The 26,147-nt window shown below is 65.8% G+C and carries 28 protein-coding genes and 1 tRNA gene; 13 read left to right on the top strand and 16 right to left on the bottom strand.

Annotated features, from left to right (window positions below; all coding sequences use genetic code 11):
• Positions 1-92 precede the first annotated feature (92 nt).
• The 3 genes from ACFE8X_RS08805 to ACFE8X_RS08795 all read left to right on the top strand — a co-directional run bounded on the left by ACFE8X_RS08805 (position 93) and on the right by ACFE8X_RS08795 (position 2,148).
• A complete protein-coding gene (locus tag ACFE8X_RS08805; protein WP_375451087.1) occupies positions 93-770 on the top strand; it encodes a YggS family pyridoxal phosphate-dependent enzyme in 678 nt (225 codons plus the stop codon).
• A gap of 139 nt (positions 771-909) precedes the next feature.
• Positions 910-1,593: a response regulator transcription factor gene (locus tag ACFE8X_RS08800; RefSeq protein ID WP_375451086.1), complete on the top strand. Its 684-nt coding sequence runs from the start codon at positions 910-912 to the stop codon at positions 1,591-1,593.
• A 90-nt stretch (positions 1,594-1,683) separates the two neighbouring features.
• Positions 1,684-2,148, top strand: coding sequence for a cyclic nucleotide-binding domain-containing protein (locus ACFE8X_RS08795; protein ID WP_375451085.1), 465 nt, complete (start codon positions 1,684-1,686; stop codon positions 2,146-2,148).
• A gap of 221 nt (positions 2,149-2,369) precedes the next feature.
• Here the strand turns inward: ACFE8X_RS08795 and ACFE8X_RS08790 are convergent, their stop codons facing one another.
• The 9 genes from ACFE8X_RS08790 to ACFE8X_RS08750 all read right to left on the bottom strand — a co-directional run bounded on the left by ACFE8X_RS08790 (position 2,370) and on the right by ACFE8X_RS08750 (position 11,266).
• Entirely contained in the window at positions 2,370-3,182 is an 813-nt protein-coding gene (locus ACFE8X_RS08790) for an exodeoxyribonuclease III (protein WP_375451084.1), read from the bottom strand.
• Between the two features lie 193 nt (positions 3,183-3,375).
• Positions 3,376-3,933, bottom strand: a complete 558-nt coding sequence (gene rplS, locus ACFE8X_RS08785; RefSeq protein ID WP_375451083.1) for a 50S ribosomal protein L19 — start codon at positions 3,931-3,933, stop codon at positions 3,376-3,378.
• 330 nt (positions 3,934-4,263) lie between these two features.
• Positions 4,264-4,947, bottom strand: a complete 684-nt coding sequence (gene trmD, locus ACFE8X_RS08780) for a tRNA (guanosine(37)-N1)-methyltransferase TrmD (RefSeq protein WP_375451082.1) — start codon at positions 4,945-4,947, stop codon at positions 4,264-4,266.
• Positions 4,944-5,480 (bottom strand): ribosome maturation factor RimM, encoded by a 537-nt coding sequence (rimM, locus tag ACFE8X_RS08775; RefSeq protein ID WP_375451081.1) that lies wholly within the window; start codon positions 5,478-5,480, stop codon positions 4,944-4,946. Before rimM ends, trmD begins: the two co-directional genes overlap by 4 nt.
• A 163-nt stretch (positions 5,481-5,643) precedes the next feature.
• Positions 5,644-6,048 carry a 30S ribosomal protein S16 gene (gene rpsP / locus ACFE8X_RS08770; RefSeq protein ID WP_375451080.1) on the bottom strand — a complete coding sequence of 135 codons (405 nt, stop codon included), beginning with the start codon at positions 6,046-6,048 and terminating at the stop codon, positions 5,644-5,646.
• 28 nt (positions 6,049-6,076) lie between these two features.
• Positions 6,077-7,657 (bottom strand): signal recognition particle protein, encoded by a 1,581-nt coding sequence (gene ffh, locus ACFE8X_RS08765; protein WP_375451079.1) that lies wholly within the window; start codon positions 7,655-7,657, stop codon positions 6,077-6,079.
• 242 nt (positions 7,658-7,899) lie between these two features.
• On the bottom strand, positions 7,900-9,129 hold the full coding sequence (locus tag ACFE8X_RS08760; RefSeq protein WP_375451078.1) for a GNAT family N-acetyltransferase: 1,230 nt from the start codon (positions 9,127-9,129) through the stop codon (positions 7,900-7,902).
• Complete coding sequence (locus ACFE8X_RS08755) at positions 9,126-10,070, bottom strand: cupin-like domain-containing protein (protein WP_375451077.1); 945 nt, start codon at positions 10,068-10,070, stop codon at positions 9,126-9,128. The genes ACFE8X_RS08760 and ACFE8X_RS08755 overlap by 4 nt, the downstream gene beginning before the upstream one ends.
• Positions 10,067-11,266 (bottom strand): GNAT family N-acetyltransferase, encoded by a 1,200-nt coding sequence (locus tag ACFE8X_RS08750; RefSeq protein WP_375451076.1) that lies wholly within the window; start codon positions 11,264-11,266, stop codon positions 10,067-10,069. Before ACFE8X_RS08750 ends, ACFE8X_RS08755 begins: the two co-directional genes overlap by 4 nt.
• A 371-nt stretch (positions 11,267-11,637) precedes the next feature.
• Between ACFE8X_RS08750 and dapF the strand changes: the two genes are divergently transcribed.
• The 4 genes from dapF to ACFE8X_RS08730 all read left to right on the top strand — a co-directional run bounded on the left by dapF (position 11,638) and on the right by ACFE8X_RS08730 (position 15,807).
• The gene (gene dapF, locus ACFE8X_RS08745; protein ID WP_375451075.1) at positions 11,638-12,525 is read left to right on the top strand and encodes a diaminopimelate epimerase; all 888 of its coding nucleotides are present in this window, start codon (positions 11,638-11,640) and stop codon (positions 12,523-12,525) included.
• Positions 12,525-13,790, top strand: coding sequence for a tRNA (N(6)-L-threonylcarbamoyladenosine(37)-C(2))-methylthiotransferase MtaB (gene mtaB, locus ACFE8X_RS08740; protein WP_375451074.1), 1,266 nt, complete (start codon positions 12,525-12,527; stop codon positions 13,788-13,790). The genes dapF and mtaB overlap by 1 nt, the downstream gene beginning before the upstream one ends.
• 31 nt (positions 13,791-13,821) lie before the next feature.
• Positions 13,822-15,003, top strand: coding sequence for a signal recognition particle-docking protein FtsY (gene ftsY / locus ACFE8X_RS08735; protein WP_375451073.1), 1,182 nt, complete (start codon positions 13,822-13,824; stop codon positions 15,001-15,003).
• 93 nt (positions 15,004-15,096) lie between these two features.
• The gene (locus ACFE8X_RS08730) at positions 15,097-15,807 is read left to right on the top strand and encodes a septation protein A (protein ID WP_375451072.1); all 711 of its coding nucleotides are present in this window, start codon (positions 15,097-15,099) and stop codon (positions 15,805-15,807) included.
• Positions 15,808-15,813: 6 nt separating this feature from the next.
• Here ACFE8X_RS08730 and ACFE8X_RS08725 read toward each other — a convergent pair whose 3' ends face one another.
• From ACFE8X_RS08725 to tsaD, 4 genes are read right to left on the bottom strand one after another with little or no spacing between them, the layout of a single operon-like run.
• A complete protein-coding gene (locus ACFE8X_RS08725; protein WP_375451071.1) occupies positions 15,814-16,248 on the bottom strand; it encodes an EVE domain-containing protein in 435 nt (144 codons plus the stop codon).
• Positions 16,248-16,544, bottom strand: coding sequence for a YciI family protein (locus tag ACFE8X_RS08720; protein WP_375451070.1), 297 nt, complete (start codon positions 16,542-16,544; stop codon positions 16,248-16,250). The genes ACFE8X_RS08725 and ACFE8X_RS08720 overlap by 1 nt, the downstream gene beginning before the upstream one ends.
• A 3-nt stretch (positions 16,545-16,547) precedes the next feature.
• On the bottom strand, positions 16,548-17,534 hold the full coding sequence (locus tag ACFE8X_RS08715) for an NAD(P)H-dependent glycerol-3-phosphate dehydrogenase (RefSeq protein WP_375451069.1): 987 nt from the start codon (positions 17,532-17,534) through the stop codon (positions 16,548-16,550).
• A complete protein-coding gene (gene tsaD, locus ACFE8X_RS08710; RefSeq protein WP_375451068.1) occupies positions 17,524-18,603 on the bottom strand; it encodes a tRNA (adenosine(37)-N6)-threonylcarbamoyltransferase complex transferase subunit TsaD in 1,080 nt (359 codons plus the stop codon). The genes ACFE8X_RS08715 and tsaD overlap by 11 nt, the downstream gene beginning before the upstream one ends.
• 55 nt (positions 18,604-18,658) lie before the next feature.
• Here tsaD and hemC point away from each other — a divergent pair, with 55 nt between their 5' ends.
• The 6 genes from hemC (at position 18,659) to ACFE8X_RS08680 (ending at position 23,360) form a co-directional block, all read left to right on the top strand.
• The gene (hemC, locus tag ACFE8X_RS08705; RefSeq protein WP_375451067.1) at positions 18,659-19,606 is read left to right on the top strand and encodes a hydroxymethylbilane synthase; all 948 of its coding nucleotides are present in this window, start codon (positions 18,659-18,661) and stop codon (positions 19,604-19,606) included.
• Complete coding sequence (locus tag ACFE8X_RS08700) at positions 19,591-20,337, top strand: uroporphyrinogen-III synthase (RefSeq protein ID WP_375451066.1); 747 nt, start codon at positions 19,591-19,593, stop codon at positions 20,335-20,337. Before hemC ends, ACFE8X_RS08700 begins: the two co-directional genes overlap by 16 nt.
• A gap of 27 nt (positions 20,338-20,364) precedes the next feature.
• The gene (locus tag ACFE8X_RS08695; RefSeq protein ID WP_375451065.1) at positions 20,365-21,606 is read left to right on the top strand and encodes a hypothetical protein; all 1,242 of its coding nucleotides are present in this window, start codon (positions 20,365-20,367) and stop codon (positions 21,604-21,606) included.
• Positions 21,603-22,973, top strand: coding sequence for a heme biosynthesis protein HemY (locus ACFE8X_RS08690; protein WP_375451064.1), 1,371 nt, complete (start codon positions 21,603-21,605; stop codon positions 22,971-22,973). Before ACFE8X_RS08695 ends, ACFE8X_RS08690 begins: the two co-directional genes overlap by 4 nt.
• A gap of 30 nt (positions 22,974-23,003) precedes the next feature.
• Positions 23,004-23,079: transfer RNA gene (locus ACFE8X_RS08685), tRNA-Thr, on the top strand.
• Between the two features lie 26 nt (positions 23,080-23,105).
• Positions 23,106-23,360 (top strand): hypothetical protein, encoded by a 255-nt coding sequence (locus tag ACFE8X_RS08680; protein ID WP_375451063.1) that lies wholly within the window; start codon positions 23,106-23,108, stop codon positions 23,358-23,360.
• Positions 23,361-23,423: 63 nt separating this feature from the next.
• On the opposite strand, the gene ACFE8X_RS08675 is transcribed toward ACFE8X_RS08680, so the two are convergent.
• The 3 genes from ACFE8X_RS08675 to ACFE8X_RS08665 all read right to left on the bottom strand — a co-directional run bounded on the left by ACFE8X_RS08675 (position 23,424) and on the right by ACFE8X_RS08665 (position 25,994).
• Positions 23,424-23,723 carry a hypothetical protein gene (locus ACFE8X_RS08675; protein ID WP_375451062.1) on the bottom strand — a complete coding sequence of 100 codons (300 nt, stop codon included), beginning with the start codon at positions 23,721-23,723 and terminating at the stop codon, positions 23,424-23,426.
• 55 nt (positions 23,724-23,778) lie between these two features.
• Positions 23,779-24,516: an ATP-dependent Clp protease proteolytic subunit gene (locus ACFE8X_RS08670; RefSeq protein ID WP_375451264.1), complete on the bottom strand. Its 738-nt coding sequence runs from the start codon at positions 24,514-24,516 to the stop codon at positions 23,779-23,781.
• A 92-nt stretch (positions 24,517-24,608) separates the two neighbouring features.
• Positions 24,609-25,994, bottom strand: coding sequence for a hypothetical protein (locus ACFE8X_RS08665; protein ID WP_375451061.1), 1,386 nt, complete (start codon positions 25,992-25,994; stop codon positions 24,609-24,611).
• Positions 25,995-26,147 lie beyond the last annotated feature (153 nt).

The raw sequence follows: 26,147 nt of genomic DNA, 5'->3' as shown, positions 1-26,147 counted from the left end.
CACGTTGAGGCGCGGCTTGCGTTTGGGGAGGATTTTGGTTACCGGACCATCATCAGAATTCCCCCCCAAGGTCAACAGCAACAGGCAAAAGCGTGGAGCAGGCTGCAAGCGATGCCCGGCATCTGCTGGACGATATCGGCGCCCGCATGGCTCGCGCACAGCGGCGGTTCGGGCCGCCACCGGCCGCTGTCGAACTGGTTGCGGTGTCCAAGACTTTCACCGCCAATGAGATCGAGCCGTTTCTGGCCGCCGGGCAGCGCGTGTTCGGGGAAAACCGGGTGCAGGAGGCCAAGGACAAATGGCCCGCCCTGCGGGCGTCCTACCCCGGCGTGCAGGTCCACCTGATCGGGCCGTTGCAGACCAACAAGGCGCGTGAGGCGGTGAGCCTGTTCGATTGTATCCAGACGCTGGATCGCGACAAGCTGGCCGTGGTGCTCAAGACCGAGATGGCACGGGCCGGGCGCATGCTGCCCTGTTTCGTGCAGGTCAATATTGGTGGCGAAGCGCAAAAAAGCGGCCTGGTGCCGGCAGAGGCCGTCGATTTCGTGGCGCGCTGCCGCCAGGTTCATGGTCTGGAGATCGTGGGGCTGATGTGCATCCCGCCCGACGGGCAACCGCCGGGGCCGTATTTCGCGCATCTGGCGGTGCTCGGCCAGGCGGCAGGCGTTTCCGGGCTGTCGATGGGCATGAGCGCGGACTTCGAAACGGCTATCGCCATGGGGGCAACGCAGGTGCGGGTGGGTTCGGCCCTGTTTGGCAGTCGCGGCTAGCCGATCGGCTCGAGCGGTGCAACTTTCGCGCCCCGCGGTCCGTTGCTGGGAGCGTAACATCGATGTGATTGGCCGCGGTAAAACACGTCGCAATAGCGTGATATGCGCAGCGGTCGAGCAGAATTGCCTGGAGAAAACAATGAACAAGCGACGCATCTTGCTGGTCGATGACGATGCGGATCTGCGCCAGACCATTGTTGATCAATTGTCGCAGCATCGCGAGTTCGACATTTCGGAAGCCGGCAGCGCCAATGACGCGTTCAAATCCACGCGCGAAAACAATATCGACCTGATGATCCTGGATGTCGGCCTGCCCGACATGGATGGGCGCGAAGCGGTCAAGGTGTTGCGGGCAGAAGGCTTCAACAGCCCCATCCTGATGCTGACCGGGCATGACAGCGATGACGACCAGATCAAGGGCCTTGAGTCGGGCGCCAATGACTACCTGACCAAGCCGTTCCGCTTTCCGGTCCTGCTGGCGCGCATCAATGCGGCGTTGCGCCAGCACGACCAGAGCGAGGACGTGGTGTTCACCATCGGGCAATACAGCTTCCAGCCGGCAGCCAAGATGCTCGAGGGCATCGATGGCGGCAAGGTGCGCCTGACCGACAAGGAAACCTCGATCCTCAAGTATCTCTATCGCCAGGGGCCCAAGACCATCACGCGCGACGTGCTGCTCAAGGAAGTTTGGGGCTACAATAACCGCGTCACCACCCATACGCTGGAAACCCATATCTATCGGTTGCGCCAGAAGATCGAGCGGGATCCCTCCCATGCGCGGCTTTTGGTGACCGAAGAGGGTGGATATCGCCTGGTGCCGTGACCGCAGGGTAAAATTTCCGTTCAGAGCCGGGAAAGAAATGGCCTATAGGATGAAGCACGCTTGCTGAGTGCGTATCCGGGCTAGGGGCAGATGCGGTTTGACAATGCGGTCGGCGTGCTGGCGCAGGCCGAATTTTTCGAGATGTGCGACGACGAGCAGCGGCGCCTGTTGGCGTTTGCCAGCGAACGGCGCAGCTTTGCCGCCGATGACGTGATCTACCGGGCTGGCGACGTGCCCGGCGGCGCCCATGTGCTGGCCCTGGGCACGCTCAAGGTCAAGCCCGAGGGGCAGGGCGCGCTGGCAAAGCCCTATGTGGTCAGCGAGGCCGGCAGCGTCGTCTCGGCGATGGCGCTGATTCTGGCCAAGCCCAGGCCGGTGACCATTACCGCCGTGATCGATTGCGAAACCCTGTTCGTGCCGCGGCAGGCGTTCTTGAAACTGCTGCAGCAATCGCCGGACCTGGCACAACGGGCGGTAGAGCGCATCCAAGGCGATCTGGGGGCTTATCTGGGTGCCTTGGAGCCGATGGGCAGCAAGATGCGGGGCGGGAGCTAGGGGCAGCCGGCAAGGCGCTTCAAACATTCGGTGCCGTAGGCTCCACCCGCCACCAACCCGGTGACACCGGCGCAGGCGGGGGCCCATCTCGGGATGGGGCCACTGCCGCAAAGTGGCGTCACGACAGCAGTCTGGCGGTTTGCGATACGCTATCAGGATGGTCCCCGGCCTGCGCCGGGGCGACACTGCGGGCGGAAGTACTTTGCGCCGACCTTAGCCCTCTACAACCCCGCAAACCGCGCGATCACCGGTACATGGTCGCTGGGCTTGTCGGTCCAGCCGCGGGCCGGCTTGATGATTTCGGCGCCGACACAATGCGCGGCGACATCGCCGGTGGACCAGATGTGGTCCAGCCGCCGGCCCTTGTCGGCATTCTCCCAATCGGCGCTGCGATAGCTCCACCAGGAATAGAGCTTTTGATCGTGGGGCACATGTTTGCGCACCAGGTCGATCCAAGTGTGGCCGCCATTGAGGATGGCGTTCAGCGCTTCGGTTTCGAGCGGGGTGTGGCTGACGATCTTGAGCAGCTGCTTGTGGCTCCAGACGTCGTTTTCATGCGGGGCGACGTTGAAATCGCCGGCGATCAGGTGGCCGCTCTGGAAGATGGGCTCGGCAAACCAGGTGGTCAGTTCGCTCAGAAAGCCCAGCTTATGCTTGAATTTGGGGTTGATGGCCGGATCGGGCTCGTCCCCTCCAGCGGGAATATAGAAATTGTGCAGGGTCAGCGGCCCGTGTCCGAGATCGGTCAGGGCCGAGACGTGGCGCGATTCGGGAATGTCGCAGAAAACGCGGCTCGATACGTCGGCCAGCGGAAATTTCGAAACGATGGCGACGCCGTGATAGCCCTTTTGGCCATGCACGGCCTGATAAGGATAACCGGCCTCGGTGAAGGCATTGGAGGGAAACTGGTCATTGGTGCATTTGATTTCCTGCAGCATCAGCACGTCCGGCCGATATTGCGCGAGAAAATCGAGCACCATGGGCAGGCGCAGGCGGACGGAGTTAATGTTCCAGGTGACGACGGCAACGGACATTGTTGTGGGACTTTCAGGCTGGCGGTCAAATCTTATGGCCGGAGCGCGCAGAGGGGTAAAGCCGGAAATGGCGGGCTCCTGCCAGCCGGTGTCAGGAGCTGCCGCCCGCAGGCAGCGTTTCACGTGAATCCATTCCGACAAACAAAAACCCGGCCTGGCGACCGGGTTTTTCAGATCGTATCGAAGCGCCAGCTTACTCGGCCTTGGGCTCGGCAGCGCCCGCTTCCGCAGCAGCAGCCTGCTCGGCGGCGGCAGCATCGGCTGCAGCCTGCGCGTCCTTGGCGGCCGCTTCCGCGGCAAAGGCCTCGGCAGCGGCAATCTTTTCGGCTTCGCGAGCGTTCTTGGCTTCGAGGGCAGCGGTGCGCTCGGTAGCCTCAATCTTCTTGGTCCGCGAATTGGTCGATTCGAAAATACGGGCCGATTTACCGCGCCGATCGCGCAGGTAGTAGAGCTTGGCGCGCCGCACCTTGCCGCGCTTGAGCACTTCGACCGACGCCACGTTCGGGGAATAAAGGGGGAAGACGCGCTCGACGCCCTCGCCGTACGAAATCTTGCGCACGGTGAAGCTTTCGGTGATGCCGCCGCCGGTGCGGGCGATAACGATGCCCTCATAGGCCTGGAGGCGCTCTTTTTCGCCTTCGCGAATCTTGACCCAAACCTTGACGGTGTCGCCATGGGTGAATTCGGGCAGGGTGCGCTTGGCGGCCTGGGCCGACACCTGCTCGGCATTGAGCTGTTCGATGATATTCATGCTGATCCGTCCTGATCTTTTCAATGGAGCATTGCTCGGGAAACTGGTCCCGACTGCCCGGTCTTGGTTACAACGGAGGTTTTCGTCTTTTTATTTCGGTGCGACAGGTCCGAATAGCCCATCGCACGGTCGTGGCGGCGCTATAGGGGAAAAAGCGGCCGGAGTCCATGGGTTTTGGTCACTTTTGTGACTGTGGCGCCATCGCGCCCCCTCATCCGGCGCTGCGCGCCACCTTCTCCCACGAGGGGAGAAGGGCGACGACTGGTAATTCTCGGCTCCATCCCTTCTGCCCTTGTGGGAGAAGGTGCCCCGAAGGGGCGGATGAGGGGGCTACTTCTCCAGCAAATCCGGCCGACGTGCTTGTGTAATCGCCACACTCTCCGCCTGCCGCCATTTGGCGATCTTGCCGTGATCGCCCGAGGTCAGCACGGCGGGAATGTCGACGCCCTCGAATTTCTGGGGGCGGGTATAGTGCGGATATTCCAGCAGGCCGTTTTCAAAGCTTTCATCGGCGTGGCTTTCGGCAGCGCCGAGCACACCGGGAAGCAGCCGCACCACGGCTTCCAGCAGCACCATGGCGGCGACTTCGCCGCCGGCCAACACGTAGTCGCCGATGGAGATTTCCTCGAGCCGTCGGGCCTGGATGACGCGCTGGTCGACGCCTTCGAAGCGGCCGCAGACGATGACGGCACCCGGCCCGGCGGCCAGCTCGCGAGCCCGCGCCTGGCTCAGCGGCCGGCCGCGCGGCGACATCAGGATGCGCGGGCGCGGATCGCCCTCGGGTGCAACGGCATCGATCGCAGCGGCCAGGATATCGGGCTTGAGCACCATGCCGGCGCCGCCGCCCGAAGGGGTATCATCGACGGTGCGGTGCCGATCGGTGGCAAAATCGCGGAGCTGCGTGGTTTGCAGCGACCAGAGCCCGTCGGCCATGCCGCGGCCGATCACCGAGGCGCCAAGGGGCCCGGGAAACAGGTCGGGAAACAAGGTGATGATTGCGGCGGAAAAGCTCAATCGGGCTCTTCCTCCTCGCCCCATTCGGTTTCGGTGGGGACGATGATGGTCAAATAGCCCTGCTCGATATGGATGGTGGGCACCACGCCCTTGGTGAAGGGGTAGAGATAGGTGTCGCCGGAGACGTCATTGCGGATTTCGATGAGGTCACTGGCGCCGAAATTGGGGAGTGCGGTAACCGTGCCGATCACCGTGCCGTCCTCGAGCCGGGCTTCAAGTCCGATGAGGTCGGCATGGTAGAAATCGTCGTCGTCCTCGGTCTCGGGGAGGCGCGAGCGATCGATGAACAGCGATACGCCGTTGAGAGCCTCGGCCGCGTTGCGATCGGCCACGCCCTTGAGGCGGGCAATCACCACGGTTTTCTGCACTCGCAGATGGGCAATGGTGACGCTCAGCCCCGGCCGGTCGGTTTCGAGCGGCCCATAGGCAGCAATCGCCTCGGGGTCCTGGGTATAGGGGGTAATCCTAACCTCGCCCTTGATGCCGTGGGCCGCGCCGATCATGCCCATCAGCAGGCGATTGGAATTGGTCATGGGGTCTCCGGAGGCAGATCTAAGAGTGCATAGCAGGGTGCGGTCAGCACGGGAACTGCCAGTGGACCGCCTCGTCCCTCGTCGGAGGGTAAGACCGGTGGCTGTGGAGACAGAAAGGGCCCCGATACGGTGTATCGAGGCCCAATCAACCACAACGAGGGCCTTATTCGGCAGCAGCGTCTTCGGGGGGAGCGGCTTCTTCCTTGGGGGCATTGCGGGCGGCTTCGGCGGCGGCAGCAGCGGCTGTGCGGGCCTCGGCGCGTTCGGTGGCCTTGGCACCAGGGACGGCGCGTTCCGGGTTGTTGCGGGCTTCGCGCTTGGCAAGGCCTGCGGTATCGAGGAAACGCAGCACGCGATCGGTCGGCTGGGCGCCAACCTCGAGCCAGTGCCTGGCGCGGTCGGTGTCGAGCACGATGCGGGCTTCATTGTCCTTGGCCAGCAGCGGATTGAAGGTGCCCAGCTTTTCGATGAAGCGGCCATCGCGGGGCGAGCGGGCGTCGGCGACGACGATGTGGTAGAAGGGACGCTTCTTGGTGCCGCCACGGGCGAGGCGAAGTTTGAGAGCCATGTTTTAGTCCTTTGAATCGACGGTTGAGTTACTTTTTCCTGCCCAGGCCAGGAAGGCCGGGGAAACGGGGAGCGCCGCCCAGGCCCGGCAGGCCAGGGGCGGATTTGAACAGGGCGCCGACATCGGTCGGCAGTTTATCGGCCAGCTGCGGCTGGGATGCGCCCATGCCTTGCTGAAGCTGCCTGGGATCGATGCCGGCCTGGCGGGCCATGGCTTCGAGCTGGCTGGGATCCATCTTGGACAGATCGGGCATGGCGCCCATCATCCCGCCCATCTTGCCGCCAAACATGCCGCCTAAAGCACCCATGCCGCCCTTGCCGACTTTTTTCATCATGTCGGCCATCTGGCGGTGCTGCTTGATCAGCTTGTTGATTTCGCTGACTTCGACGCCGGCGCCAGAGGCGATGCGCTTGCGCCGCGATGCATTGAGCAGATCGGGCTCGGCGCGTTCTTTTTTCGTCATCGAGCCGATGATGGCGATCTGGCGATCGAACACCTTTTCATCAACATTGGCATTGGCCATGGCCTTCTTCATCTGGCCAATGCCGGGCATCATGGCCATCAGGCCGTTCATGCCGCCCATCTTCTTCATCTGCAGCAACTGGCCGCGCAGATCGTCCAGATCAAAGGAGCCCTTCTTGAGCTTCTTGGCCATCTTCTGGGCATCTTCGGCCGAAACGTGCTCGGCAGCGCGCTCGACCAAGGAGACGATATCGCCCATGCCCAGAATGCGGTCGGCGATGCGGGAGGGATGGAAATCCTCCAGCGCGTCCATTTTTTCGCCGGTGCCGATCAGCTTGATGGGCTTGCCGGTGGCGGCCCGCATGGACAAAGCCGCGCCGCCGCGCCCATCGCCATCAACGCGAGTCAGGACAATGCCGGTGGCATCGAGGCGACTGTCGAAGGCGCGGGCGACGTTGATGGCGTCCTGGCCGGTCAACGCATCGACGACCAGAAGGATTTCGTGCGGATTGGCAATGGCCTTGATCTGGGCCGTTTCGGCCATCAGGTCTTCGTCGACATGGACGCGGCCGGCCGTGTCCAGGATCAGGATATCGAAGCCGCCCAGTTTGCCTTCGCGCGCGGCGCGGGTGGCGATCTGGACCGGGTTTTCACCCGCCACGATCGCCAGGGTGGCGACGCCGACCTGCTCGCCCAGGACGCGCAACTGCTCCATGGCGGCGGGGCGGCGGGTATCGAGGGAGGCCAGCAGGACCTTCTTGTTCTGGCGGTCCTTGAAGCGCTTGGCGAGCTTGGCGGTGGTCGTGGTCTTGCCCGAACCCTGCAGGCCCACCATCAGAATCGTGACAGGCGCCACGGCATTGAGGCTGATCGGCACGGCCGCTTCGCCGAGCACTGCGACCAGTTCATCATGGACGATCTTGACGACCTGCTGGCCGGGGGTCACCGAACGGGTCACCTCCAGGCCGACGGCGCGCTCGCGCACCTGCTCGACAAAGGCCTTGACCACTTCGAGCGATACGTCGGCCTCGATCAGCGCGCGGCGAATTTCGCGCAACGCCACGTCGACGTCGGCAACGCTCAGCGCGCCGCGCCCGCGCAGACCATCGAAGATTTTGCCAAGCCGGTCGCCTAAGCTGTCAAACATATTCGGTCCTTGTCTCTTCGGCTGATCCAAAGAGATATGGTGCTTGGAGCCTGCGACTCCTAGTCTTGTCCGTCGCTCCACCGTGCCAAACGCCAAACCCACCCGCGGGCGCAACGCGCTGGCGGATGTTGGCCTCCGGGATCGTTTTATACCACAAGGGGTCCCGGTCGGCGGTTCAGGGCAAAGGCCTGATGAATGGGCGCTGCATAGGCGGGTTATGCTTGTGAGTCAAGGAACGGGCGCTAGACGGTCTTACCGACGAGGCGCAGCAGTGCCGTGCGGAGCGGCTTGGGCAGGCCGTTGACGACGCGCTTGAGCCGCGGACGGGCGCGGCGGTCCCAGAGATTGATGCGCAACCAGCCCTTGGGCGTCACCGGAATGGCATAGTCACGCACCTGGGCAAGCTGGCGGCACCAGGTCTGCTTATAGGGCATGATCGGGGTCATGAAATCGACAGTGCGGATGCCACGCGCGAAGGAGGCCTGCATCACGTCTTTCATCTGCAGCTTGCCGGGGCTTTCCTCGCTGGAGCCGAAATCGCGGCTGGTCATGAAGATGTAATAGCGGCCCCCATGCACGAAGCCCCATTGTTCCGATAGCGGCTCGCCGTCGCGGCACAGCGACAGGGCCATCACCTCGATCCCTGCGGCCCCGGCAAGGCCGGCGCAGAAGCCGGCGAAATCGCGATCGGCGAAGGCGCGCGAGGTCAGGCCCTGCTCCTTGAGGCGGTTGGCGCGGCCGGCAACGATGCGCGCGACCACGGCGCCAATGGCCGCGTCGCCCAGGGCAATGCGGTGCTCCAGCGGGCCCTCGCGTTCCAGCCGATTGCGGCCCGATCGCATGTTCTTGCGGGTCTTGGGGCGGATCGAGGCGAAATAGCCCTCGAAGTCGGCCCAGTCGGTCAGGCGTTCAAAGGGCGCGCCGAGCGCTTCCCCGGTCTGGACTGCGCCGGACAGGCCAGCCACCAGGTGGCCGTCGCTGCGCACCTTATGCAGCGATACCAGGTCGCAGGGCGCGGCCTTTATAGCTGCCGCCAGCATGGCATCGACCGCGGCCTTGGTGTCGAGGTCGGGGGCACAGAGCAGGTCGGTAAACTGGGCGAAGCCGTCGCCCAGGGGCACCAGGATGCGCAGGGCGCCGCCCAGCCGCTCCAGCGGCAGCACGGCCCGCAAGCGCCCGTTCTGGCGCAGGGCAACGATAATGGGATCGAATCGGCCGGTATCGCGGGCGGCTTCGAAGGCGAAGATGGCGCGGGCCCAGCCGGCGCTCTGGAAAAACTGCGCGCCGTCGGCCTCGGTTTCAAGCGCCAGCCATTCGGGGGCGAGCGCCTCGAACTGGGCGGCGGTGCGGATAACGCTCAGCCCCTGGCCCGCAATGCTTGCGACTGCGGCCGGACGCACTTGCGGGCGATCGTCCGGCCAGGCGGCCGCGGTGGCGAGCGGTTGCACAAAGGCCGTCACGGCAGTGTTCACTTGGCTTTTTCGGCCTTGCCGGCGCGATAATAATAGTTGGCGTCGCGCCCCAGGACGATCGAGCGGATAACGCGGCGGATGGCTTCGCTCTGGCGCAGGGGCGCGACCAGCGCATTGATCGTGCGGAACGCGGTGAGCTTGACCGCATCGAGCAACGGCCTTGCGCCCGGAGCTGCCTGGGCCAGGCCGCGGTCGCGCAGCAGGGAATTGAACACGTAGAGATCGTTGCGCCGCTTGACGGCCTTGGTCTTCCAGGTGATCGCCACCGAAATGGAATAGGTGTCCTTGGTGCGCACCCAGTGCGGCCAGAGATACGGCACGAAGACGCCTTCACCGGGTTTCAGATCGTTGTGCATTTCCTTGGCGCGGTAGCCGTCCTCGAACTTGAGATTGCGGTGCTTGGTGATGCAATGCTCGATCTGGTCGTCGCTGGCGATCGCATGATCCTGGTTGTCATAGACGTTGAAGATCTTGTCGCCATGGATCTGGACGAAGAAATTGTCCTCGCTGTCGAGATGGAACGGGGTGGTCGAGCCGGGCGAGGAGACGAACAGGAAGCCCTGGATATCGGAAAAGCCGGCGTCCTTCAGGCTGGCATGGCCCCGGGCGGTGGCCACCGACATCAGGGCCTGCTCGAGCAGGCCCTTGTAGGTGGGGTGGATTTCGATGCGCTTGAGCACCATCCAGGCACCGGCCGTCTCGATCTTGTTGATGACCTCTTCGGGGTCGAGATCGACCAGGGGCGTGGTGGTGGGGTCCTGGCTGACGGCGGCCTTGCCCGAATTGTATTCGATGCGGTCGCGCGGCATGGCCTTGACCAGTTCGAGGATGGCCGGCAGCGTCAGGCGCGCATCGCCCGCCAGGCCGTGCCGGATGCGAAACGGCTTGAGGGGAAACAGCGCCTCGAAGGCGGCTTCATCGGCGGTCAGCAAGGTGCTCATGATGTCTTCTCCCGGAACGTTCTGGCAAATCGGCGGAGGCGCTTGGCGGCGTCGCGCGCCTGGCGGCGCCCGATGACGAGCCCGGCCAGGGCGGCGCCGAGCGGGCCGGCACGGGTGGGCACCAGCAGGTCGCCGATGGCGAGGCGCTCGCGCCAGACGTGGTCGATCATCGGGTGGCCGGCATCGGCGGTGGAATCCACCAAGGCGAGCGCCGGATTGCCGGCGAAGTGGCGGGTCAGGTCCAGCGTCAGCTGCACCCCGGGCGACACCCGGCTCATGGTTTCGTCATAGGCAATCTTCAAAAAGAACGCGCGATCGCCTTGGGCCAGCACCAGGCCTGCGGCCACGGTGGTGCCATCCAGCGTGAGCTCGGCAATGTCGAAGGCGCCGCGCGCGCCCAGGTCGGCGGCAGCGGCGTGAATGAAGGCCGCATCGCCCTGGGCCTGGGCGAGGCCCGTACCCAGATTGCCCTTCCAGCCGCGCGCTTCGAGCTCCAGGAAGCGGTCGAGCGCCAGTCGCAAGGTCGCGGGTGTGCTGGCGATTGTCAGCGCCACGGTGCCGTCATCGTCCATGCGGTGGCGCAGGCGGCGCAATTCCTTGAGCTTCTTGGCGCCCATGCCGGCGCGCAGATAGCTATCGACATCGCCGGTGGTCGCATCGAACGCCGCCCGGCCATGGGCGCGATCGGTGGTGGCCCGGAGGCCGCGCTCGGCCAATGCCGCGTGCATCGCCGCTGCGGCGGGGCCGTCGAGCGCCATGGCGGGCAGCACCAGCAGAGATGCGCCGGCAGCCGCCGCGCCATCGATCAGGGCGCCGGCGGCGGCAATGGCGTCATCCCTGTCGAGCAGGGGGGTCGACAGGGGTGAATAGGGCTGGAGCGCCACCAGCGCCGGAACCGGTAGCTTATAGGCCTGCCAGGCGCTGACCACGGGCAGGAGGCCCATTATGCGCTGGCGATTGGCACCATCGAAAGCCACGAGCGCGTCGGCGCCTTTGCCACCGAGCGCCAGCGAGGTCGCGGCAATGGCAAAGCCGGGATCAAAGAACACATTGGGTTCGATGGCCGTGACGCACAGCGCCTCCCAAGGCGCCCGCGCAATCGAGGCCAGCTTGAGCCGGGCGGCATGGGTGGCGGCAGCCTTGCCAGCCGGTGTCGCGCGCGGCGTGGTCAAGCTCATGGCGGCGCTCTCAGCCATCGATATCACCATGGGCTGATGCGGCAACGGCAGGGTGAAACCAAAGCGCAAGTGCTGCGTCCATGCACTGCATGGCCAGCAGGACGATCCGCTCGTGCTTGCCCCTCAAACAGCTCGACTGCAACTGACGCTCCCCCAACCGCGCAAGGGCAAACCATGGCCGAAATAACCTTTTATGCTCTTAGCCGGGTTTTGGCCGTTTCGCGCGCCTCTCCTCCTGGTCTGGTTAAGCGGGGATGAAATGAACCCTGGCCCACCTCCGGCCGCGAAAGGATGCAGGCAAAGTCACCATGAGGGGTGGCGTTTGGGGCAAAGACTGGCAATCGGCGGGCGTTTGCGCCATATAGGCGCCATTACCGGATTTGAGTGCCATGAGGCCAGGCGTGAGCGGCGTGCCGTTTAACAAGATGAACGGCTTGGGCAACGAGATCATCGTCGTCGATCTGCGCGGTCGTCCGGAGCGGATTGCAGCCACGGCGGCGATCGCCATCAATGGGGCGCCGTCAACCAGGTTCGATCAGATCATGGCGATCCACGATCCGCGGACGCCGGGCACCTTCGCCTATATCGAGATCATCAATTCGGACGGCACGCGCGCCCAAGCCTGCGGCAACGGCATGCGCTGCGTGGTGCAGATGCTGGCGGCCGAGACCGGGCAGGCGAGCTATGTGTTCGAGACGCTGGCGGGCATCCTCGGCGGCGACGAGCATGACGACGGGCTGATCGCGGTAGACATGGGCAAGCCGCATTTCGGCTGGCGCGAGATCCCGCTCAGCGAAGAATTCAGCGATACGAGCGGGATCGAGTTGCAGATCGGGCCGATCGATGCACCGATCCTGCACACGCCCTCGGTGGTGTCGATGGGCAATCCGCATGCCGTTTTCTGGGTCAAGGACGATGTGTGGACTTACGCGCTCGAGCGGTTCGGGCCCTTGCTCGAGAACCATCCGATGTTCCCCGAGCGCGCCAATATCTCCATCGCGCAGGTTGTCAGCAGCGATCACATTATCCTGCGCACCTGGGAGCGGGGTGCCGGGCTGACGCAGGCCTGCGGCACCGCGGCCTGTGCGGCCCTGGTCAGCGCGGCGCGCACCAAGCGAGGCGGGCGCACGGCGACGGTGACGCTGCCGGGCGGGGATTTGCGGGTCGAGTGGCGCGACAACGATCATGTGGTCCTGACGGGACCGGCCGAGCTGGAATTTTCCGGGACGCTCGATCCGGTCACGGGCGAGTGGTCGCGCAACGAGGAAGCGGCCTGATGTCGGTCGAAACGCTGACCTTGGGGTGCCGCCTCAATGCCTATGAGAGCGAAGTCATCAAGACCGAGGCGCTCAAGGCCGGGCTCGACAATGCCATCATCATCAACACCTGTGCCGTGACCGCCGAAGCGGTGCGGCAGGCCAAGCAGGCGGTGCGCAAGGCCCGGCGCGAGCGGCCCGATGCCAGGATCATCGTGACCGGCTGCGCCGCGCAAACCGATCCGAGGGCGTTCGGCGACATGGCCGAAGTGGACCTGGTCATCGGCAACAATGACAAGATGCAGGCCGCAAGCTATGCGCCGATGGTGTTCGGCACGCCGCTCAACGACAAGGTCCAGGTCAACGACATCATGAGCGTGCGCGAGACCGCCGGTCACCTGATCGAGGGCATGGATGGGCGCGCCCGTGCCTTCGTCCAGGTCCAGAACGGCTGCGATCACCGCTGCACCTTCTGTATCATCCCGTTCGGGCGCGGCCCGTCCCGTTCGGTGCCGATGGGCGTCGTCGTCAACCAGATCAAGACGCTGGTGCAAAACGGCTATCGCGAAGTGGTGCTGAGCGGGGTCGACATCACCTCCTATGGCGGCGACCTGCCGGGACTGCCCAGCCTTGGCACGCTGGTGCAAGCCATCCTGCGGCATGTGCCCGACCTGCCGCGCCTGCGCATTTCCTCCATCGATTCCATCGAGGCGGACACGGCGCTGTACGATGCCGTGGCCAGCGAGCGCCGGCTGATGCCGCATCTGCATCTGAGCCTGCAATCGGGCGACGACATGATCCTGAAACGCATGAAGCGGCGGCACAGCCGCGCCGACGCGCTCGCCATCGTGGGCAAGCTGCGGACGCTGCGGCCGGACATGGTGTTCGGGGCCGATATCATCGCCGGCTTTCCCACCGAAGACGATGCCATGTTCGACAGTACGCTGCGCATCGTCGCGGAGGCCGGGTTGACCTATCTGCACGTCTTTCCCTATTCGCCGCGCCAGGGCACGCCGGCGGCGCGGATGCCGCAGGTTGACGGGGGCGTGGCCCGGCGTCGCGCGGCCCTGTTGCGCGCAGAGGGCAAGCGGCAGGTGGCGGCATTGCAGGCCAGCCGGGTCGGCATGCTCGAAAGCGTCTTGATCGAGCGCGACGGGCTGGGGCGGACCGAACAATTTCTGCCCGTCAGCGTTGCCGGAGCACAGCCCGGTGCGTTGCTGGCAGTGCGGGTCATCGGGGTGGGTGCGGACGGCCTGATCGGCGAGATGCTGGCCGACGCTGCCTGATGGATCCAGGTTGCCAAATGAAAGTGGATCGATGAGCGACCAGAAGCCGGGATTTTTCAAGCGCCTGTTCGGCCTCGAGACGCCGGGGCCCCAACCCGCGCCCAGCCAGATGCGGCCGATCAATCCGGAGCCGCCGATGCCGGAGCCGGTCCTGCCGACGCCGGAGGCGCCGCCGCCAGCTCGTGTGCCCCCCGACCTGGAGGCGGTGCCGCCTCCCGGCCCGCCCGAAACCCTGCCCGAAGCGCCGGCGCCAGCGAATGCCATGGTGCCAGCCAGTGCCGATGCGCCAAGGCCAGGCTGGTTCGCGCGGCTCACCGGAGGGCTCAGGCGCTCGTCGGACCAGCTCACCGGCTCGATTGCCGGCGTGTTCACCAAGAAAAAGCTCGATGCGGCCATGCTGGACGAGCTGGAAGACGTGTTGATCCAGGCCGATCTGGGCCTCGACACGGCAATGGCCATTACCGAGGTGTTGCGCCGCGAGCGCTTCGGACGCGATGTCAGCGGCGAGGATGTGCGCGCCTTGCTGGCCGGCGAAGTGGAAAAGGTTCTGGCTCCGGTGGCGCGGCCATTGGTGATCGAGGCGGGTAAAAAGCCGTTCGTGATCCTGATGATCGGGGTCAACGGTTCGGGCAAGACCACGACGATCGGCAAGTTGAGCCAGAAATTCGCTGCCGAGGGCAAATCGGTGTTGCTCGCGGCGGGCGACACGTTTCGCGCCGCCGCGATCGAGCAGTTGCAGATCTGGGGGCAGCGCACCAATACGCCCGTGGTCAGCGGTCCGCCCGGCACCGATGCCTCGGGGCTGGCCTTCGATGCGGTCACGCGCGCCAGGGCGGAAGCGCGCGATGTGCTGATCATCGACACGGCCGGGCGGTTGCAGAACCGTGACGAATTGATGAACGAGCTGGAAAAGATCATCCGCGTCATCAAGAAGGTCGATCCGAGCGCGCCCCATGCGACGCTGCTGACGCTGGATGCGACGACCGGGCAGAACGCCTTGCGGCAGGTGGACATCTTTGGCGCCCGCGCCGGCGTGACCGGGCTGGTCATGACCAAGCTCGACAGTACGGCACGCGGCGGGATCCTGGTGGCGATCGCCAGGAAGTCCGGCATGCCGGTGCATTTCATCGGCGTGGGCGAGGGTGTCGACGATCTGGAGCCGTTCGCGGCGGCCGATTTTGCCCAGGCCATCGCCGGCGCGCCAAGGGCCTAGCCGCATTTGGACCATGCTTGACCGCTATCGCCTGCTTGCATGCGCCCGCCCGGCGGACCACATTGAGCGCCTGAACTTCGAAAGCACCAAACCATGAGCGACAACAAGGCCGAAGCGGCAGAGCCCCAGGTGAAGTGGGACGAAATGCGTCCCCAGATCATCAAGCTGGTGCTCGAACTGGGCCCGCTGGTGGTGTTTTTCCTGGCCAATGCCAAGGGCGAGGACGTGCTGGCCGCAAGCCCGACCCTGAGCGGCTGGTTCGGCGGGCATTCGATCATTTTTGCAACCGCCGTGTTCATGGCGGCCATGGCAGTTTCGCTGCTGGCGGCTTGGATCGTGCTGAAAAAAGTCGCCGTCATGCCGCTCGTGACCGGCATCGTGGTGATGGTGTTCGGCGGCCTGACGCTGTGGCTGCAGGACGATACCTTCATCAAGATGAAGCCGACCATCACCAATCTGCTGTTCAGCTTTACCCTGCTGGGCGGGCTGTTGTTCAAGCAGTCGCTGCTCAAATATGTGTTCGGCGACGTCTATAAGCTGCTGCCGCGCGGCTGGTTCATCTTGACGCTGCGCTGGGGATTGTTTTTCCTCGTGCTGGCGATCGCCAATGAAGTGGTGTGGCGCGGCGCCAATGCTTATTACCCCGATGATGCCAAGGCGGCGGGCGATGTGTGGGTGTCGTTCAAGGTGTGGGGCGTAATGCCGCTGACCATCCTGTTCTCCATGCTGCAATTGCCGACGCTGAGCAAATATGCGCCGCCGGCCGAGCCGGTGCATATCCCGCCCATCGTGGTGGAGAGCTGACGGGGTTCAAAGCCCGCCCATCTGGCAGATCAGGCTCCATTCATCGTCGCGCACCGGCGAGACCGACAGGCGCGACAGCTTGATCAGGGCGATTTCGGCGAGTGCCGGGGTTGCCTTGATGGTTTGCAGCGTCACCGGCCTGGGCAGCGGCTTGACGGCTTCCACATCGACGCATTCCCACATCACCTTGCCGTCCTTGCCCAGTTCGCCGGTCGCATCGGGGTGAGCCAGGGCAATGACCCGAATGATGCCGACGATCTCCTTGCCGATATTGGAATGGTAGAAAAACGCCTCGTCGCCCAGCTGCATGGCCTTCATGTTGTTGCGGGCGGCATAGTTGCGCACGCCATGCCAGGATTCGGGTTCGCCGCGCGCGGTCTTGGCCGTCATGTCGGCAAAGGAGAACACATCCGGCTCGGACTTCATCAGCCAATACGCCATTACTGACCCCGCTTGTCGGGATTGTTGATGCCCCAGTTCCAGCGCTTGACTTCGTAGGCGGCAAAGACGCCTTGCGTCACGAAGGGATCGGCCGCTGCCAGAGCCATGCCCTCTTCAAGGCTGGGAGCTTCGATCACCATCAGCGAGCCGGTGGGCTTGCCTTCAGCATCGAGGAACGGGCCGGCAAAGACCAGCCGGTCGCCCAGCGTTTCGAGATGCTTGAGGTGGGTGGGCCGCACCGCCATGCGGTGCTCGACGCCGTTCGGCTTGTCCTGGGCGATAATGGCAAAGAGCATGGGTCAGTCCTCGCGTTTGAGCGGGCGGGACATCAGTCCGGCCACGACGGTTTGAATGGTGGCCGTGCCCTCGAGCACGGCATTGACGGCCTCGATCAGCGGCATGTCCACCGCAAGGCTGCGCGCCAGTTGGGCGGCGACCGGCGTGGTGCTGACGCCTTCGGCCAATTTGGCGCCGGAGGCCATGATTTCGTCGACGCGGCGGCCCTGGCCCAGCGCCATGCCGAACTGGTAATTGCGCGATTGAGGCGAGGTGCAGGTCAGGGTCAGATCGCCGAGGCCGGCAAGGCCAGTCAGGGTGCTGGCAGAGCCGCCCATGGCGACTACCATGCGCACCATTTCGGCATAGCCGCGGGCCAGCAGAGCCGCGCGGGCCGAGGCGCCGAGCCGGGCACCTTCAACCGCGCCGCAAGCCAGGGCATAGATATTCTTGAGCGCGCCGGCGATCTCGACGCCGATGCGATCATCGGCGGCATAGGGGCGAAAGCTGGGCCCAGCGAGAGCGGCAGCCAAAGCCGAGGTGGCGCTGGCGTCGTCGCCCGCCAGGGTCACGGCGGTAGGCCTTCCGGCGGCGACATCGGCGGCAAAGCTGGGACCGGACAAGACATAAGCGGAGGCATCGGGCACCATATCGAGCACGATCTGGCTTTGGCGTTCGAGGGTTCCGACTTCGAGGCCCTTGGCGGAAACGATGACGGACCGGCCGGCCAGGACCTGCGGATCAAGGGCGAGCAAGACCGCTCGTGTCGCTTGCGCCGGCACCGCCAGGATGACGATATCGGCAGGCTGCATGTCGGTGGTCGCGCGAATGGCGTCGAGCAAAGGCTGGTCTGTGAGGAAACGCCGATTGGTATGCTGAGCGTTGATTTCGTCGACCTGGGCCGGGTCGCGGACGACCAGCGTGACGGTGCGTCCCGCCATGGCAGCGGCCTGCGCCAGCGCCGTGCCCCAGGCGCCGCCGCCGATGATCGCCACGCTTTCAAGCGCCATGGGGCTGGACCCTCATGTCGGGCAGATCAAGCGGCCAGCGCGGCCGGGCCATGGTGTCCAGCCCGTCGGCGACGCCCAGGGCAAAGCGCTCGGCCCCAGCCCAGGCCACCATGGCGCCATTGTCGGTGCAAAGGGCAATGGGGGGCACGATCAGGGTTGCTCCGCGTTCCGAGCAGACTGCATGCAACCTGGCGGCAATGGTGCGATTGGCGGCGACGCCGCCGGCGACCACAAGATTGGCTGGCGCTTGCGGCAGCGCGGCGCGGAAGCGGTCCAGCGCCTGCCCGGCGCGGACGGCGACGATGTGCGCCACCGTGGCCTGGAAGCTGGCGGCAATATCGGCCACGTCCTGCTCGCTAAGGGGCGCCAGGGCTTCGGCCTTGAGCCGCACCGCGGTCTTGAGGCCGGAAAAGGAAAAATCGAGCCGCCGTTCGTGCAGGAGCGGGCGGGGAAACTTGAAGCGGGCCGGATCTCCCGATCTGGCCGCAGCTTCCATCGCGGGGCCGCCGGGATGGCCCAGGCTCAGGAGCTTGGCCACCTTGTCGAAGGCCTCGCCCAGGGCATCGTCGATGGTGGTGCCCCAGCGCTGGTAATCGCCGACGCCGCGCACCAGCACGAACTGGGTGTGGCCGCCCGAAACCAGCAGCATCAGGTAGGGGAATTGCACATTGTCAGTCAGCCGGGCGGTCAGCGCATGGGCTTCGAGGTGATTGACGGCGATCAGGGGCTTGTCGAGGGCCGCCGCCAGGGCCTTGGCGGTGGTCAGGCCCACCAGCACGCCGCCGATCAGGCCGGGGCCGGCCGTGGCGGCAATGGCGTCCACGTCTTGGAGCGCCAGTCCGGCCTCGCGGCAGGCCTGGGCAATGATATGGTCGAGATAGGTCAGGTGGGCCCGCGCCGCCAGTTCGGGCACCACGCCGCCGAATGCCGCATGTTCATCGAGCTGCGAGCGGACCACATTGGCGGCGATCATGCCATGGCCGGATCGATCGCGGGTGACGATGGCGGCCGCAGTTTCGTCGCAGCTGGTCTCGATGCCCAATATGGTGGCTGGCGCTTGCCCGGTCATGACGAACTGGTCTACTCCCTGACACGAGCCTTGCCTACTATAGGACGCCAAGAGATTGCAATCGCCCACACCCTTTGCCCGGATCGGAACGCGCGGCTCGCCCCTGGCGCTGGTGCAGGCGCGGCTGGTGCAAGAAAAGCTGGCGCAGGCGCATGGCATCGATCCCGCCTCGATCGAGATCAAGGTGATTTCCACCGGCGGCGATCGCAGCCAGCAGAGCAATGCCAGCCTGACCGAGATCGGCGGCAAGGGGTTGTTCACCAAGGAAATCGACCAGGCGTTGCTAAGCGGGGCGATCGATCTGGGCGTGCATTCGTGCAAGGATGTGGCCAGCGTGTTGCCGAAGGGCATTGCGCTGCCGGCGTTTTTGGAGCGCGAGGACGTGCGCGATGCGTTCATATCGGTGATCGCGGGAGATCTCGATGAGTTGCCGCGGGGCGCCCGGTTCGGTACCTCCTCGATCCGGCGTACGGCGCAGGTGTTGCGGCGGCGGCCTGACCTGGTGATCGTGCCGTTTCGTGGCAACGTGGATACGCGACTGCAAAAGCTTGTCGATGGCGTCGCCGAGGCGACGATGCTGGCGGTGGCCGGGCTCAACCGGCTGGGGCAGGGGCACCGGGCCACCGCCTATCTCGATCCCAGCCAGTTCATGCCAGCGCCGGCGCAGGGGGCAGTCGGCATCGCTATTCGCCAGGAAGACCAGCGCCTGGCCGCACTGGTCGCGCCGCTCGATCATCGGGAGACCCATCTTGGCATCGTGGCCGAGCGGGCGCTGCTGCGCGTTCTGGATGGCTCCTGCCGCACGCCGGTGGGGGCATTGTCGCGCCTTGAGGGGGACATGGTGCTGCTGCGCGGTGAAATCATCAGCCTGGATGGACAGACGACCGTTGCCGACAGCGTAACCGGACCTGCCGGGGACGCCGAAGCGCTCGGCGCGGCCTTGGGGCAGAGGCTGCTGGATGGGGCGGGCAGCGAGGTTCTGGCACGATGGGCCCAAAGCTGATGCGCGCCCTGGTGACGCGCGCCGAACCGGATGGGCAGGCAACCGTGCAGCGGCTGGCGGCGCTGGATATCGCGGCCGTGGCGGCGCCCTTGATGAGCCGGCGGACGCTCGAGACCAGCCTGCCGCCTGCGCAAGGATTCGCGGCCCTGGCGCTGAGCAGCGCCAATGGATTGCGCGCGCTGGCCGATCGCGGCGTGGTCGAGCAATACCGTGCGCTGCCGGTATTTGCCGTGGGCGGGCGGACCGCGCTCGAGGCCAGGTCCATGGGTTTTGCCGATGTGGTGGATGCGGGCGGCACGCTGGGCGATCTGGCCAATCGGCTGGCCCATGCGCGTCTGCAAGGCCCGGTGTTTTATCCCGCCGGCAAGCATTTGAGCGGGGATCTCGCCAAGTCGCTGGCGCCCTTTGGGGTGATGGTGGTGACGGCCCGGCTTTACGACATGGTGCCGGTCGATCACCTGCCGGAGGCGGTGGTATCGGGGCTCCAGAGCGGGGATATCGACGCGGTGCTGCTGTATTCGCGTCGCACCGCCGAACTTTTCGTGCAAGCGCTGGAAGGACGACTGGATCGGACGCAGCGCTCGCGCATTGCCATGCTATGCCTGTCCGAAGCGGTGGCAGAGCCGGCGATGGCGGCGCATTTCAACCGGGTCAGCCTCGCCGATTATCCCAGCGAGGAGGCCATGATGGCCTTGGCGCTGGCTGTTACGCGCGAGCGAAACCGGCCATGATAGAGGCCAGCAAGACGGAGGCGTTCGATGGCTGAGGCAAAAGGCACTGATCCCCAAGGCACCGAAGCCAAAAGCGCCGCTGCCCTCAACGCCGAGCCAAAGACCGGTCCGGTTCGTCCGCCGGTGCTGGACCTGAAGGCTCGTCCGAGCAACCCGCCCGAACCCGATGCGCCCAAGCCGGCCCCGGCAGAGGCCAAGGCCGAGCCGAGCAAGCCCAATCCGCCCAAGGCCCTGCCACCCGTATCGCCGGCGGAGCCCCCGTTCGGGATTGGCGCGGCGATCGTGGGCGGGGTGCTGGGTCTGGCGGCCGCCTATGGGCTCGCGGCGCTGGGCTACTGGCCGAGTGCCACCGTTACGACTGCGCCGGCCGATCCCCGGCTGGCGCAATTGGGCAGCGCGATCCCGCAATTGCAGACGGTGACCCAGACCACACAATCGGAATTGGCAGCGCTCAATGGGCGCGTCGCCAGCCTTGAACAGACGGACGGGGCAGCGGAAGCGACGGCGCCCGCGCAGGATCTGGGGACGATCAAGGCCGATATCGCCGCGTTGGCGGCGCGCGTCGACGGGCTGGGAGAGGCGCCGGAGAGTGGCGTCGCCCCTGCCGATGTCGAGGGGCTCAAGGGCGATGTCGCGGCCTTCGGCTCGCGCCTGGAAGAGCTTGGGGCCCGGCTCGGCACCACCGAAGCGAGCGTCCGGACCCTTGAGACCAGCGTCAGCCAGACCAGCGCCGCCTTGGCGCAACAGCCGGCCGATGTCGGCGCGGTGCTGCAATTGCCGCTGGTCTTGTCGGGCCTCGAGGTGGCGTTCGCCAGCGGACGGCCGTTTGAAACCGAGTTGGCGGCCCTGCGCGCGGCGGTGCCCGAGGCCAGTGTGCCGACCGGCATCGCCAACGCCGCTGCCACGGGGTTGCCGCGTCCCGACGTGATCGCCAGCCGGTTTGCCGCCGTGTTGCCGGCCATGCTGGCCGGGCGGCCAGCCAATCCCGATGCCGGCTGGCAAGACGGGGCGCTGGATTGGCTGCGTGGCGCGATTGCCTTGCGCCCGACCGGGGCGTTGGAGGGAGATGGGCCCGAGGCGGTGATGTCCCGGCTCGAGGCTGCGATCACGCGGCGCGATTTCGCCGGAGCCCAGGCGCTGATGGACAGCCTGCCCGAGCCGATGCAGGCCGCCGCGGGCGATGTGCCCGGCCTCATCGCTGGCCAGGCCGAAGCCGGCCAGTTGCTCGAGGACCTGCGCCGGCAGGCGCTGACCGGGGGCGTTTCATGATCCGGCTCGCCTCCTGGATCATCGGCAGCCTGGTCATCACCGCCTTTGTGGCGTGGCTGATTTCGCTTGATGGCACACTGACGCTCGAAGCCGCAGGATACCGGATGCAGCCCCGGCTGGGGGTGGCGATCGTGCTGTTCCTCGTCGTGGCCGTCGTCGTCATCGTGGTCTGGGGAGTGGTGCGCCGGATCCTGTTGGCGCCGCGGGCCATGACGCGGCGGACGCGGGAGCGCCGCAAGGAGCAGGGCGTCGAGGCGCTGAGCGATGCGATCATTGCGCTGCAATCGGGCGAGCCGGCGCGGGCCCGCACATTGGCCCGCGAGGCGCAATTGCGATTGCCGCACAACCAGGCGGCACGGTTGCTGGAAGCGCGGGCGGACCTGGCGATGGGCGACATGCCGGCGGCACGCGAGCATTACCGCGCGCTGATCGCCAATGAGAGTACCGCGCTGGCGGCGCTGTCGGGGCTTTACGAGCAGGCCCGCGTGCAAGCCAGGCCCGAGGCAGCGCTGACCTTTGCGCGCAAGGCGCTGGTGCTGGCGCCCCAGGCGGGGTGGGCGGCAAGCGCGGTGTTCGAGGATTTCGTGCGGCGCGGGCAATGGGCTGAAGCCGTGGCCATGGTCAATGTCGAGGCGGCCAATTCGCGCGAGGAGCGGGCGCGTAAGCGCCGTCGCCAGGCGGTGATCGAGACGGCGCGCGCCAGGGAGGCCGAAATCGGTGATCCGTTGCCGGCGCTGGACCATGCGCTGACCGCGCTCAAGCTGTTGCCCGACTTTGTGCCGGCGGCGCTGATCGCCGCCCGCATCCACATCAATCGCGGCGAGACGCGCAAGGCGATGAGCCTGCTGCGCCGGATCTGGCGGGGAACCGGGCATCCGGATGCGGCGCTGCTCTATGCGCATGCGCAGCCGGGGGCATCGGCGATGGATCGGCTCAAGCGCATGGGCGAACTGGTGGCGCTGCCGCCGCCGCATCGCGCGGGGGCCATGGTGTTGGCGCGGGCCGCCATCGATGCCTATGACTGGGACAAGGCGCGTGCGGCGCTCGCGCCGTTTGCCGGCAAGGACGCGACGGCGGGTGTGGCCAGCCTGATGGCGGAAATCGAGGAAGGCCAGTCGGGCGACCAAGGCAAGGCGCGCGAATGGCTGGCGCGGGCGGTGCGGGCGCCGCGCGATCCGGTCTGGACCGCCGATGGTTTGACCAGCGACGAGTGGGAGCCGGTTTCCCCGATGACCGGCAAGCTGGATGCTTTCGAATGGAAAGTGCCGGTGACGGCGACCTTGCGGCCCGCAAGCGAGCCTGGATTGCCCATGGTGCAGGAGCCCCTTGCCGCGATGCCTCTTGCACCGGCTGGAAACCCTCAGTAAAAGACCGCAATCGATCGGCCCGCCGATCAAGCCGCATTAGCTCAGTTGGTAGAGCACATCATTCGTAATGATGGGGTCAGGTGTTCGAGTCACCTATGCGGCACCATTTGGGCTGGGAGCAGGCGGCCGGGGATGAGCGAGGCAGAATCCAAACCGACCAGGTTGATCGTGCTGCTGGCCTTCGATCGTTCCGAGGACGGCGAATTGTCGCCGGCGTTCGAACCGCGCGAAATGCGTGACGAGGGCACGGCGATCCGGACGGCCAAGGAGATGGCGCAGCGTCATGTCGGGGTGATCGCCTGGTCGCGGTCGGCCGATCTGGTGATGGGCGAGTTCGGCCCGCCAGTGGTCCTTTATCAACACGGCGACGTTCCCGATCTCGAGTGAGACGCCGGGGTGGTGATTTGCCCTAACCCCGGCGCTTCATGGGCGTTGGCGAACGCTGGTGGCTCAATTAGCTGGGCCGCGTCGCTCGATCAGTTCGAAGCGGTCCTGTTCGTCCGAAATGCGCAATGCCAATTGCTGGCGATCCAGTTCGGCGAGCCAGGCCGTCCACGAGCAGGGGCTCACGCCCTCTTCCTGGCGGCCCAGGTCGGGCTTGGCCCGGTCGGTCCGGTCAAAGCTCAGCTTGAGCTGGGCATGAACCTCCCCGAAACGATCGCGAACGCGGGTAATTGCCGGAATTCCCCGCCGATCGGTCACCCAGTTCTGGATATCGCGATGGCGCGTCAAGATGTGCTGGTCAGTCATAGTGGCCTCCCTTCCGCTATAAACTTCTGATTGAACGAAACGTCCGCATTCCTCCTCAGGTTCCGGTCGCGGGCTGATTTTGCAGCGCCGTGACCAGGCGGTATTTCGTCATTTCCGCAGGCGTCAGATAGTAGAGACGATCCGGCGGGGTTTCGAGCGCATGCAGCCAAATGGCCGGATCGACGCCGGTTGTAGCAAGAAACCGGGTGATTCGGGCAGTCGTCGTTTGTGCATCGGCCATGGCGGTGCCGGCGACGCGCAAAGCGGTCTGGGGGTCGCCCGAAAGCTGGGCCGCGTAGATCTGGTGCACGCCGATGGCGGCCTGGTCGCTGGCGGTCCGGGTAACACCGGCGGCCAGCACCAGCGGGCACGAGGAGGCGCAGAGCGCTCCGGCCGCAACGGCGGTGCCGAACGCGCGCTCGTGGATCAGCGCCGCGATGGCCAGGGCATCCTCGACCGAGCCACCGGGGGAATCCAGCACGATGGTGGCGACATATTCGCCGCGCGCTTCGATCTCGGTGGCGAAGCGGGCGGCAGCGCCGAGGTCGAAGGTGCCGGTCAAGGCCAGCACGCCGCCGGGCTGCAGGGTGATAGCCAGGGGTTGCTCCAGCACGTCGGGACTGGTGGTGATCGCGGGCGCGGGTCCCTGGGCCGGGCCGGCCGGATCGATGGCGGGCAGGATAGGCGGCATCGGTGCGGCAAGAGCCGTGCCTTGGTTGGCGGTCAATTGGCGGTAGTCGACAAACAGCACCGAGAGCGTGCCCAGCAAGAGCGCAAAGAAGGCGACGCGCATGATGGCGCCGTCCTCGATGGCGGCTGCCAGGGCGATGAAACGGCGATAGAACGGTCCGTCGCCGGTCGCGGCGCGGGCATTGGCATCGGTTTTCACGGGCGGAGCGGCCCGTCGCTGCGCTTGCGCTGGGCCGCCTCGATCGAGGTGACGGTGGCATCGTCGGCAGAGTTCTGGGCCGCAGGCGCGAGCGGGTGCTCGAGCGGCGGGTGTTCGGCGGGCGGCTCGGGTTCGGCAGTGGCGGGTAACACGACAGCGTCTGGGAGAACACCGGTCTCCTGCATGCGGCGATACAGCGCCATGGCGCGCAGCATTTCGGCGGCGGTAATGTTTTCGGCTTCCTCCAGCGTGCCGGCGTCGCGGCGCATGGCGTCGTTGACGATCATCAGCACCAGCACCAGCACCACCGGCAGCAGATCGATGGAGATGGCGCCGGCCCAGGAGGGGATGAAATCGGACCAGTAGCGGATCACCGCCTCGGCGCTGGAGAGGGGTACGAAGCGGCGCTGCTCGACCGGCGGCGTCGCCAGGATTTCATCGGCGGCCTGGGTCAAGGCGGCGGACTGGGCGGCGACCGAGGCACGCACGGTTTCCATGACCTGGTCCTGGCGGCTGGCCAGATCGGCGGAGGTTCCGTCGGCGACCGGGGCGATGAAGCCGGCGCTCAGATCGGCGGAGGCGCGCTTGACCGAGGCGGCGACGCCGGTTTGCTCGAGCGCGGCGATCAGGGCGGTCAGTTGCACGGCTTCGGACTGGAACTGGTCGGAGCGCGGCTCGATGGTGCCGGGCGTCGAGACCAGTTCGCGCATGGTGGCGAGGCGCGCCGAGCCCTGTTCGAACAGGGCCGCAACCTCATCGCGGCTGCCGGTGATGGTGGTGGCCAGCTGGGTCATCTGGTTGCCCATCTGGCTCAAGAGCTGCACGACGCTGCCCGAGCCGGTGGTGCCGGTCAGGGCGCCCGATTCGCGCTCGGATGCGGCAAGGCCGGTAAAGCGTTCGGCGGCGCGCTGCACGTCGGGCAAAAGGCTCTGGGCGGACAGGGCATTGGCGTGGGCGGTGTCAAGATCCTCGGCATAGCCCTGCAGCGTCACGGCCATGTGCTGCTCGAGCGCGGCGGAACCGGCCAGGGCCGCGGCATTGAGCCAGGAGCTCATGGCCATGATCATGACGCAGCCGATGGCCATGGTCACGAACAGGCCGACGCGCTGCACGCCGCTGGTGACCAGGGGCACGAAGCGCAGCATGAAGCTCCAGAAGGCATAGATGGCCACCGAGACGGCGGCCGAATAGATGATGGCGGCAAAGAACACGAAGGTCGCCGAGCCATCGAGAATGCCGCGCACGCCGAGATAGGTATAAACGCCCGAGGCCAGCGCCAGCACGGCCAGGGCGAAGCGCGTCATGGTCTCGACGCCCTTGAGGGTTTCGTTGAGACGGTAGGCGTTGTTCTTGAGCTGCATCGGCTGAGGCCCCGGGCCCATGGCGGGCTCAATGGTAGAATAACACGACGATGACGGCGGGAAATGGGCGGATTTTTGCCCATGCGGAATCCCCGCCTGGGGGCGGTTATCGACAGTGAGCGGACCCCGAGACGGCTTTCGCCCCTGGTAAAATAAAATAGTGAGACGATCGCC

Source organism: uncultured Devosia sp. (assembly GCF_964244875.1).
In the GTDB taxonomy this organism is placed as follows: Bacteria; Pseudomonadota; Alphaproteobacteria; order Rhizobiales; family Devosiaceae; genus Devosia.
This window is presented reverse-complemented; position numbering and strand designations above follow the sequence as displayed.

What these genes read in the sequence shown, in the direction of transcription:
- ffh (WP_375451079.1), bottom strand. Translation starts at nt 7,657, where the DNA reads ATGTTTGACAGCTTAGGCGACCGGCTTGGCAAAATCTTCGATGGTCTG.
- ACFE8X_RS08715 (WP_375451069.1), bottom strand. Translation starts at nt 17,534, where the DNA reads ATGGCGCTTGAAAGCGTGGCGATCATCGGCGGCGGCGCCTGGGGCACG.
- ACFE8X_RS08730 (WP_375451072.1), top strand. Translation starts at nt 15,097, where the DNA reads ATGAGCGACAACAAGGCCGAAGCGGCAGAGCCCCAGGTGAAGTGGGAC.
- ACFE8X_RS08790 (WP_375451084.1), bottom strand. Translation starts at nt 3,182, where the DNA reads ATGTCCGTTGCCGTCGTCACCTGGAACATTAACTCCGTCCGCCTGCGC.
- mtaB (WP_375451074.1), top strand. Translation starts at nt 12,525, where the DNA reads ATGTCGGTCGAAACGCTGACCTTGGGGTGCCGCCTCAATGCCTATGAG.
- tsaD (WP_375451068.1), bottom strand. Translation starts at nt 18,603, where the DNA reads ATGACCGGGCAAGCGCCAGCCACCATATTGGGCATCGAGACCAGCTGC.
- ACFE8X_RS08725 (WP_375451071.1), bottom strand. Translation starts at nt 16,248, where the DNA reads ATGGCGTATTGGCTGATGAAGTCCGAGCCGGATGTGTTCTCCTTTGCC.
- ACFE8X_RS08695 (WP_375451065.1), top strand. Translation starts at nt 20,365, where the DNA reads ATGGCTGAGGCAAAAGGCACTGATCCCCAAGGCACCGAAGCCAAAAGC.
- ACFE8X_RS08800 (WP_375451086.1), top strand. Translation starts at nt 910, where the DNA reads ATGAACAAGCGACGCATCTTGCTGGTCGATGACGATGCGGATCTGCGC.
- rplS (WP_375451083.1), bottom strand. Translation starts at nt 3,933, where the DNA reads ATGAATATCATCGAACAGCTCAATGCCGAGCAGGTGTCGGCCCAGGCC.
- ACFE8X_RS08690 (WP_375451064.1), top strand. Translation starts at nt 21,603, where the DNA reads ATGATCCGGCTCGCCTCCTGGATCATCGGCAGCCTGGTCATCACCGCC.
- ACFE8X_RS08680 (WP_375451063.1), top strand. Translation starts at nt 23,106, where the DNA reads ATGAGCGAGGCAGAATCCAAACCGACCAGGTTGATCGTGCTGCTGGCC.
- ftsY (WP_375451073.1), top strand. Translation starts at nt 13,822, where the DNA reads ATGAGCGACCAGAAGCCGGGATTTTTCAAGCGCCTGTTCGGCCTCGAG.
- ACFE8X_RS08755 (WP_375451077.1), bottom strand. Translation starts at nt 10,070, where the DNA reads ATGAGCACCTTGCTGACCGCCGATGAAGCCGCCTTCGAGGCGCTGTTT.
- dapF (WP_375451075.1), top strand. Translation starts at nt 11,638, where the DNA reads ATGAGGCCAGGCGTGAGCGGCGTGCCGTTTAACAAGATGAACGGCTTG.
- ACFE8X_RS08670 (WP_375451264.1), bottom strand. Translation starts at nt 24,516, where the DNA reads ATGCGCGTCGCCTTCTTTGCGCTCTTGCTGGGCACGCTCTCGGTGCTG.
- ACFE8X_RS08675 (WP_375451062.1), bottom strand. Translation starts at nt 23,723, where the DNA reads ATGACTGACCAGCACATCTTGACGCGCCATCGCGATATCCAGAACTGG.
- ACFE8X_RS08665 (WP_375451061.1), bottom strand. Translation starts at nt 25,994, where the DNA reads ATGGGCCCGGGGCCTCAGCCGATGCAGCTCAAGAACAACGCCTACCGT.
- ACFE8X_RS08750 (WP_375451076.1), bottom strand. Translation starts at nt 11,266, where the DNA reads ATGGCTGAGAGCGCCGCCATGAGCTTGACCACGCCGCGCGCGACACCG.
- ACFE8X_RS08795 (WP_375451085.1), top strand. Translation starts at nt 1,684, where the DNA reads ATGCGGTTTGACAATGCGGTCGGCGTGCTGGCGCAGGCCGAATTTTTC.
- ACFE8X_RS08700 (WP_375451066.1), top strand. Translation starts at nt 19,591, where the DNA reads ATGGGCCCAAAGCTGATGCGCGCCCTGGTGACGCGCGCCGAACCGGAT.
- rimM (WP_375451081.1), bottom strand. Translation starts at nt 5,480, where the DNA reads ATGACCAATTCCAATCGCCTGCTGATGGGCATGATCGGCGCGGCCCAC.
- rpsP (WP_375451080.1), bottom strand. Translation starts at nt 6,048, where the DNA reads ATGGCTCTCAAACTTCGCCTCGCCCGTGGCGGCACCAAGAAGCGTCCC.
- ACFE8X_RS08720 (WP_375451070.1), bottom strand. Translation starts at nt 16,544, where the DNA reads ATGCTCTTTGCCATTATCGCCCAGGACAAGCCGAACGGCGTCGAGCAC.